Annotated in this window: 11 protein-coding genes; 1 reads left to right on the top strand and 10 read right to left on the bottom strand. The window is 41.7% G+C overall.

The window, feature by feature from the left end; all coding sequences use genetic code 11:
- On the top strand, positions 1–286 hold a 286-nt coding region (locus tag BM184_RS14910), incomplete at its 5' end, for an IS66 family transposase (RefSeq protein ID WP_143091154.1).
- A 334-nt stretch (positions 287–620) separates the two neighbouring features.
- Here BM184_RS14910 and BM184_RS14905 read toward each other — a convergent pair.
- From BM184_RS14905 to BM184_RS15220, 10 genes are all read right to left on the bottom strand, one after another.
- Positions 621–1,283 (bottom strand): ABC-2 transporter permease, encoded by a 663-nt coding sequence (locus BM184_RS14905; RefSeq protein WP_086941841.1) that lies wholly within the window; start codon positions 1,281–1,283, stop codon positions 621–623.
- Positions 1,280–2,131 (bottom strand): ATP-binding cassette domain-containing protein, encoded by an 852-nt coding sequence (locus tag BM184_RS14900; RefSeq protein ID WP_086941842.1) that lies wholly within the window; start codon positions 2,129–2,131, stop codon positions 1,280–1,282. Before BM184_RS14900 ends, BM184_RS14905 begins: the two co-directional genes overlap by 4 nt.
- Complete coding sequence (locus tag BM184_RS14895) at positions 2,128–2,508, bottom strand: GntR family transcriptional regulator (RefSeq protein ID WP_086941843.1); 381 nt, start codon at positions 2,506–2,508, stop codon at positions 2,128–2,130. The genes BM184_RS14900 and BM184_RS14895 overlap by 4 nt, the downstream gene beginning before the upstream one ends.
- 384 nt (positions 2,509–2,892) lie before the next feature.
- Positions 2,893–3,480 (bottom strand): hypothetical protein, encoded by a 588-nt coding sequence (locus BM184_RS14890; RefSeq protein WP_086941844.1) that lies wholly within the window; start codon positions 3,478–3,480, stop codon positions 2,893–2,895.
- 2 nt (positions 3,481–3,482) lie between these two features.
- On the bottom strand, positions 3,483–4,838 hold the full coding sequence (locus BM184_RS14885; protein ID WP_086941845.1) for an AAA family ATPase: 1,356 nt from the start codon (positions 4,836–4,838) through the stop codon (positions 3,483–3,485).
- 303 nt (positions 4,839–5,141) lie between these two features.
- Positions 5,142–5,528, bottom strand: a complete 387-nt coding sequence (locus BM184_RS14880; RefSeq protein ID WP_086941846.1) for a type II toxin-antitoxin system HicB family antitoxin — start codon at positions 5,526–5,528, stop codon at positions 5,142–5,144.
- A 74-nt stretch (positions 5,529–5,602) separates the two neighbouring features.
- Positions 5,603–5,791, bottom strand: coding sequence for a type II toxin-antitoxin system HicA family toxin (locus tag BM184_RS14875; RefSeq protein ID WP_086941847.1), 189 nt, complete (start codon positions 5,789–5,791; stop codon positions 5,603–5,605).
- Between the two features lie 207 nt (positions 5,792–5,998).
- Positions 5,999–7,600, bottom strand: coding sequence for an IS66 family transposase (gene tnpC, locus BM184_RS14870; protein ID WP_093365116.1), 1,602 nt, complete (start codon positions 7,598–7,600; stop codon positions 5,999–6,001).
- Between the two features lie 100 nt (positions 7,601–7,700).
- Positions 7,701–8,054, bottom strand: coding sequence for an IS66 family insertion sequence element accessory protein TnpB (gene tnpB, locus BM184_RS14865; RefSeq protein WP_093365113.1), 354 nt, complete (start codon positions 8,052–8,054; stop codon positions 7,701–7,703).
- Positions 8,051–8,245, bottom strand: a complete 195-nt coding sequence (locus tag BM184_RS15220) for a hypothetical protein (protein WP_086941848.1) — start codon at positions 8,243–8,245, stop codon at positions 8,051–8,053. The genes tnpB and BM184_RS15220 overlap by 4 nt, the downstream gene beginning before the upstream one ends.
- Between the last annotated feature and the right edge of the window lie 34 nt (positions 8,246–8,279).

The raw sequence follows: 8,279 nt of genomic DNA, 5'->3' as shown, positions 1-8,279 counted from the left end.
CCTTTTGGACGGTGAATGCCAAATTTCAAACAATTTGGCGGAACGAAGCATAAGACCATTCGTGGTCGGCCGTAAAGCATGGAACTTTTATGCCAGCCCTAAGGGCGCTGAATCAAGCAGCATTGCCTACAGCATCATTGAGACTGCCAAAGCAAATAATCTGAATGTATTCAAATACCTGACTTATTTGTTCAAGGAACTTCCGAACACACCGTTCAAAGAGGAATCTGATCTTCTTGAGGATTATTTGCCCTGGAGTCCAGAAATTCAAGCAAACTGCAAATAACCCTACTACGATATGATATCCATATTGTAGCAGGGTTATTCGTGTTGCAGTATATACCTGGTTATTTGGCGCTTACGTAGCTGTCCCTTTCCTCCTGTGAACAACGGCTTCGCCGGAGTTCGGGCATTTCTACGGAATCTGAGTTCCGGGGAGGATGGGCTCGCCGGAGGTGTGTTGTTGGGGAACTCAGTTTCCTCCGGCGGCCAGCCGTGGGCCGGAGGTAAGTAATGATTGGGATCCTGTCCTCCGGCGAGCACCCGCCAGGTCGGAGGAGACCACCTCCAGTAATACGAAGAAGCTCCCCGGCGCATTTCGCCGGGGAGCTTCTTCTATATTAAAACGCAACCGACTTATCGATAAACCGTCTGCTCACAATTGTTGAAACACCCAGCATCGCGCTGGTCAGCGCGAGGGTCAGTCCTGTTATCTGCAGCGAATTGAGGGTTGCCACGTTGGCCATAAACTCGGAGCCCGCTATCCCATCGAGCACACCCGTCTTTTCGATCAGGATGATGCCCATTGCCAGTGCCCCCATGATTGCGAAGATGAACACTCTGGCTTTTTCGGTTCCGTAGCGCAAGTACAGCGGCGTGATGATGGAACCGTAGAAACACCCGAAAAAGAAACTATAGAGTGCGCTGTACAGCAAGTCTTGCCCGCTCGTCTGCAGTTCAAGGTCGAATTGCATCATCAGGAAAATCAAAACGAACGACAGCCCCACCGCAACCAGCGAAGACACCAAGACCAACAGCAGTTTTTGGATCACGTAATCCTTTTTGCGCGTCGGCAAGGTGAACAGATAGAGAAAACCGTGATTTTCCTGGTCATAGAAGATCGTCGAGGCCGAGGTCGTGACGAAGAAGAACGCCATCATAATAAATATCACCGGAACGGATTTGATCGTGTAGGCGTTGAACGCGGCGATCAGTACGAACATCAGGAACGTTTTCAGCTGCTTCTGCAACAGCAGCAAATCTTTTACCCAGAGGCCTTTCATAGTCGGTCACCATCCATTATCATCAGCATTATTTGGTCGATCGTCGGTTTTTCCACAACCAACTTGGGGTAATTCTCCAGGTAGAACAGCCGCTGGTCCGTCAGCAAGTCGTAGCCGTAGTTGGTCCGCTTCCGATACAAAAGGAAGTTGCGGTCGAGTTGCCCCATGGCTTCTTCATCCACCTTCAGAACGCCGTAAGCATCGAGCAGGCGATCGGTCTCCTCGTGCAGGAGGACTTTGCCGGCCTTCAGGTAGTAGATGTCGTCGCAGAGTTTCTCCAGATCGCTCGAGATGTGCGAGCTGATCAGGATGCTGCATTGCGGGTGGTCGACGAGGTAGTCCTGCAGTATATCCAAAATTTCATAGCGCGCGCTGACGTCGAGTCCGCTCGTGGGTTCGTCCAAAATCAGCAGCTGCGCCTCATGCGACAGCGCCGTCAGCGTCTTCAGCTTGGCCTTCATGCCGGTCGAGAATTCCTTGAGTTTTTGATCTTTGGGCAGGTGGAAATCAGCACATTTGCGCTGGAAATAGCTTTCGTCGAATTTTCGGTAAAAACTTTTCAACAGCCGATTGATGTCCTTTATGGTATAGATATCGTTAAAAAAGGATTCCGCCAACACGGTGCCGATGCTTTCGCGGTCCGCCAGCGACAACGCTGCGATGTCCTGCCCGTTGATTTTGGCGCTGCCCGATGCGATTGGTACCAAGCCCAACAGCGCTTTGAAAAGGGTCGTTTTGCCCGCGCCGTTCTCCCCGACAATCCCGGTGATCATGCCCTCGTTCACCTGCAACGAACAATCCAGCTCGAAACTCGGATACCTAACGACGGCGTTTTCCATTTCAATCATGCTTCTTCCTCCTCCAGAATCATCGCTACCAGTTCCGCCAACTCCGCTTTGGAGATGCCGGCCTGCCGCGCTTTCTTGATTACTTGCTCCAACTCTTCCTGCGTGCTGTACAGCAGATTTTCCCTTTTCGCGTGCTTGTTCACCGACAGCACAAAACTGCCTTTGCCGTGGATCGTCGTAATGAAACCCTCTTGCTCGAGCAAATCGTAGGCCTTTTTGACGGTAAGTGCGCTGGCCCTGATCTCCTTCGCCAGCACCCGCACAGAAGGCAGAGGCTCGTTCTCCTTCAAACTCTCTTCCAAAATCAACGACTTGATCTGATTCACCAGTTGCTCATAGATCGGTACCATCGAATTGTGTTGAATTATGATTTTCATTCTAAAACGACTCCCCCTCCCTTTCGATAAACAGTATATAACAGTAGTTAACAGATGTAAAGTCGGAAACGAAAGAAAGCCCGCCTCGATTTGAGACGGACTTGGTATCTTGGTTAGCGGCTGCGTAACGCCGTGCCAGTTCCGGTGAGGGGGTTGTCTGCCGGAGGAGAAGATCCAAAAAGATTATTACCTCCGATCACAACGGCTTCGCCGGAGTTCGGCTGCCGAGAATTCGATGTCCTCCGGTGAACATTCGCTCGCCGGAGGAAAGCGTCCAAAAAGATCATTGCCTCATGCCTTAGTTATGAAAAGTAAACACCAGCATTTCATAAATACTCAGACACTCGTCAGTGATAAATTTGGTTTGAGCATCCTATCTAGAATTCAAGAACCAAAATTCGGACAATTCTCCAGACAATAATCCAATAGCTCATCAAGGTTACTCTTTTTTGTTGTCTTCAATGCTGCACTTAACGCGATTATAGTATCTTTATCTTGTTTTCCTCTTTCAACTGGAAAGATTTTACTGTATTTACTTTTCTCACTACTTTTTTTTGCGTAAGTATATCCGATACTATTTAATGCTTCTTCAAGATTTTTATCATTCAGAATAGGATGGATATAAGGATATAACCAGTGATCCTTAAACATTGATTTATTCACAAACTTATTCACAGTTTCCGGTGGAGCTGAATCCACATCAAGAATAATAAATATTTTAACATTCAATATATCGTCATTCTCGCGTTTTATTTTAGTATACTCGCCTAAGAAATTTTTCTTTTTTTGAAATATTTGATTTTCCAGGACACCCATAATCGATGATATTTCAATAGAATGCTGCCCTTTATCCTTCGCGTAAATTTCAATAGGGACCCTAAGTTTAGATTTTATGTGCCTTACTATATCATACTCACTCTTACCATGGACTATCACTATAGCTCTTGTATACCCATCGTTATATCCTCGCATGCCTATACCTCACTTGGATTCAATGATTCAAAGATATCATGAAAATCGATATCTAACGGGTCTGGAATAGCATTGAATAGTCCATCCAAGTACATTTTTTGCATGTTATTGTTACTAAACACTTTTTTCTCATAATCATTCCCTGATAGTATAATTTTATTCCCCATACTGTCTTGATTGATGAAATATGCGGATGAAGCGGGTAAATCTCTTAACAGAATTGTGTCGTGTGTTGTAAATATTAATTGTCCTGAAATATTCTCACGAATATTTTTTATGATAGAAGTCATCAATACATCATGAATTCCTGCGTCGATTTCATCAACAATGACAATATTGCCTTTTACAACCCAGAAGAATGCTTGCAGTAATTCTAATAAGTTTTTCGTTCCATTGGACTCGAGATAGAAAGGTATTTCAGTCAACTCCCCACCGATATTTTTATGAATGAAGAGTTGATAATCTAGACTGTCTTTCCTCTCTTTAGTGTGGTAGCTTACATCCTTTATGTCGGAATATAAAGCTGAAAAATAACTATATATCACTTCTTCGTAATTTAGTAATTGACCAATTTGGTCTTGCTTGATAGTGCCACTGTCAAGATTCATAAGCATAAAATCTTTTTTACTGAAAGGTCCTTTAATTTCATCAGTCCAGATCATGACCTTATCAATTTCATTCAATATATCAATAAAGTGATGTGACACATTTTTATTCACATACTCTTCATTTATATTTTCCTGATACTGCTTAAAAATAGAGAGAAATGTATGTTTACCCCACAGTTTATTAATAAGTTCTTTTAATTCAGTATGTTGCGAATTCAGCTTAAATGTAATATTACTTAAGTTACTTTTTACATTCTTCTCTTCTCTAGTTATATTGAAAAGAGTACCTCTACGGTGATTCAATAAATAATAAAGCGATTCAGATATCAAATTACATTTATTATCATATTCTAATGAGTAAGTTCCAGAAATTCCATTTAAGATAAAATTATAAACCAATTTTGTATTGTCGTTCGCATTAATTCTAGGACTATTCTTTAAAACAGCTTTTATATCTCGATAATTAATTGCAACCATCATATCTTTGATATTATTCAATAATTCTTTATTAACATTTTCCTTTTCATCGCTTCCTAAGGATGTTTGAAATTCAGTATATTGATCTGCGAACATTGTGGTCAGCGTAGAAAATTTTAAAATTTTAAATGAATCTACTATATTTGTTTTGCCACTACCATTTTCACCATAAATCGAAACTAAATTTTTAGGCCTATTATTATTTTTTTGCGCGAAATCAAAAGTTACATCTGTAAAAGATTTAAAATTAACTAACCTTATACTTTCGAACATCTTAATCGCCTCCAGTTGTACAAATTGTATACCAAAAGGGATATAATTTCAAGTTTTGTACTCATTTTGTATTACATACCAAATTTCTACTATTTGTGAGCAGTTAAAACTCATCGAAATTAATTGCTGGATTCTATGAATCTATACGCATCACAAAAGTTGACATCTGTGTAATGAAATTTATCTATTTTTTATATTTGATACTGTCAGTATATGTTCCTAAACTAATAAACCCTACTTCCTTAATTGGAGGTAGGGTTTATTTCTTACTCTTTCATATAAAAAAATCACTAGTTATGCTGATTATACTTTTAACTTTTCTTTTAATGCTTCAGTTGCAATTTGAGAAACATTAATTTTTTCTGAGACTGCTAAATCATTTAGCCATTCCGGCAAAGTTATATTTTTTCTGACAGTTTTCGAACGATACTTCCTTCTAAACGCATCAATATCAACACCTACCAAAGCTACATCTGAGTTTGGATATATTGTTGCGATTTCTTTGACAGTGCTAGGTATAGGATATTCCTTATTGTCTGCTAAAATTACTCCTAATACTTCCTCAGCCATTTCATATGCCTCTTGTAAATTTTCCCCTTGTGTGAAGGCTCCATCTACATCCGGAAACTCTACAAATATATATTCACCGTCCTGTGTAAAAGTTGCAGGATATACTAATTTCTTTGCCATTTCATTACCCCCTTCTGTTGTTTATTTTACTTCCCTTGAGTTATATATAAAGAATATGGCCCTGAGGCGGGGGGCTATTTGAGCCCCGCTTGCTTCAGTATGGCTTGTTCGGTTCCTTTGGATAAATCTTTGTTATGCATCGGTACGACCGTTTGTTTCTCAGTCTCTTCATTTCGCATTGTCAGATGTGATCCCTCATGTCTAACTTTACGAAAGCCGTTTTCCTTGAGGAACTTCACCATTTGTTTTGGCGTCATCGGCATATTCTTAACTCCTTTCTACAGCCAAATTATACACACTCGATGTGTATAAATCAAGTGGTTTGATGTTTTATTCTAAGAATACGCAGAACTGATAAAAAAACTCCATAAAAAAGTAAGCCCGAAATATAAAAAAACAGCGCACCTTGTGGTGCGCATCACGAATAGCCGTATACCATGCGATTTTTTCGCGAGTATCCGGCTATTTCTTTATTTGCTGCCACATGTCTCTTGGATATTTTTCGACCAAGGCATGTACTGCTCCAGCACGTCGTTACTTTGATGGATGTCCAGGTTCGGTAAATCCATGAGCAGCTTTTTGAGATATTCATAGAAATCAATCCCATTACTTTTGGCGGTCTCTGCCAGGCTCAAACAAATGGCGTTCGCCTTCGCTCCAGCTTCACTGAAAGAAAAAAGCCAATTTTTTCTCCCTAAAACATTGGGTCTTATGGCGTTCTCGGCAGCGTTGTTGTCGATTTCAATGCGCCCATCGTATAAGAATGCCTTTAATCCATCCGCTCGTTTCAATGTATATTCAGCTGCAGTCACTAAGGCACTTTTGCCAGTAAACCACGAGGTTTCAATCCATTTGAAAAATTCGTCTATGATCGGCTTCGAGTGTTTTTGGCGTTTTTTACGGCGTTTACTTGGAGATAGCTTCTTGAAAGACTTTTCCAGTCGATATAATTTATCGCAGTAATTCACGCCAATCCGTCCTTTTTTACTGTCTACTTTTAACCAGTAGCGGCGCACGTGTGCCCAACAATTCGCAAAAGTCACATCTTGAAGCTTGCCGTAGGCAGAGTAGCCATCACAAATGATCGTCCCCTTGTATCCTTGCGTGAAACGTTCAAGAACCGCACGCGAGCGTGACAAGGCGCTGTCGAACAAGACGATTGTTGGTCCTTGGATAGGTACACTGCGATAGACCCAGTTATAGGCATGCGTTTGTCCCTTTTTTCCGTCGGAACGCTTAATGATTTGGGCATACGTTTCGTCGACATGTAAAATGGATTTGGCCATTAGGCCTGCCTTCATTTGTTCATAAACGGGCAACAGCCAGTCAGTAGATGCCCGGATGACCCAATTGGAAAGATTTTTGTCATTGGTTTGCAGTCCATAGCGGTCCCATTCCTTTACCTGGCGGTAAAGGGGAAGGTATTGCACAAATTTATCATAGATAACTTTGGCGAGGACAGTAGGACCTGCGAGGCTGCGCTGGATTGCTGATTTTGGCGCTTTTCCGCGTTTGATTTTTGCTGACTGTAAGGTATCTCCTTTGCAGTTCTTGCACTCGTAGGCATGTTCAATATGCTGCACCCTCATCATCTTTGCAGGAATAAAGGCAGCTTCTTCACGGGCAAGCGTACTGCCGATTTCAGTCATCTGATGTTGGCAACAGTCGCAAATGGTGTTGTCCGGATGGTGGTGAATCGTCTCCGTCTCGACATCCCCACGAAGGGAGTCGTTTCTTTTCTTGTTGTGGAGTTTTCGTACAACAGTATAAGAAATCTCCTGTTGGCTTTGTTCTTCTGTATGCTCAGAATCTGAAAAAGACGAGGGATGCTCATCTTCAAATAAAGATCCTTGCCCGTCGGGCGTAATGTACTTGGATTTTTCCGTTTTGGATCCATATAAGAGCTTGGTTAACTGCTGTAGCTGTTGGTTTAAAAATTCGATCTGATCCAAGGCTTGATCCAGCTTTTGCGATAATGCTTTATTTTGTTCATTCGCATGGGCTAACTGATCTTCCAGCAATCGGATTAATTTCTCGGATTGATCTTCATTCTTAAAAGAACCATTTGTCACAACACTCACCACTTTCGTTCTGTTTCGTTCTTTCTATTATACGCAATTTCAGAAGTGAAAATAAAGAGTAAATTGACTATAAGTGTGATCTTAGAAGGATTTAGAAGGATCCTTTTAAAGAAGGCGGAATCGCCTTTGGTTGCTGAATGGATAGACCTTCCAATAACCAACGAAGTTCTTTCTGTGAAAGCAACCGCACTTCATTTTCGTCTTTGGGCCATTGCAGTTTCCCCGCATCCAACCGTTTGTAAAGCAAGGCGAATCCGTCTCCATCAAAATACAAGCATTTATAGCGGTCTTTGGATCTCCCAGAGAATAAGAAAATGGTGTCTTCATAAGGATCAAGTTCGTAAACGTCTTGAACAAGTGTAGCTAATCCATCGATGCCTTTCCTCATATCGGTCTTGCCGCAAACGATGTAGATATTTTTTACGCTGGTATAATCATATTTCATCGAGGCTCAATCCCCCTCATAATTACCTGCACGACGTGCGGATCTATGCCATCGAAGAACGATATTTCAACGGTGGGCGTTTTAATCGTACAAATTGGTTGTAAAGGTGGTAACGCAGAATGGGTGACAGGATGAAATTCTTGTTCGGGGTGTAATTGAACGAGGACAATAATGGGTTTTTGTTGTGGCATATGAAAAGCACCTCCTTAAATTGATACGATTATC

This window comes from Trichococcus pasteurii (assembly GCF_900112935.1).
Lineage (GTDB): Bacteria > Bacillota > Bacilli > Lactobacillales > Aerococcaceae > Trichococcus > Trichococcus pasteurii.
The sequence above is the reverse complement of the archived record's forward strand: the minus strand, read 5'-3'. Positions and strand labels throughout refer to the sequence as shown.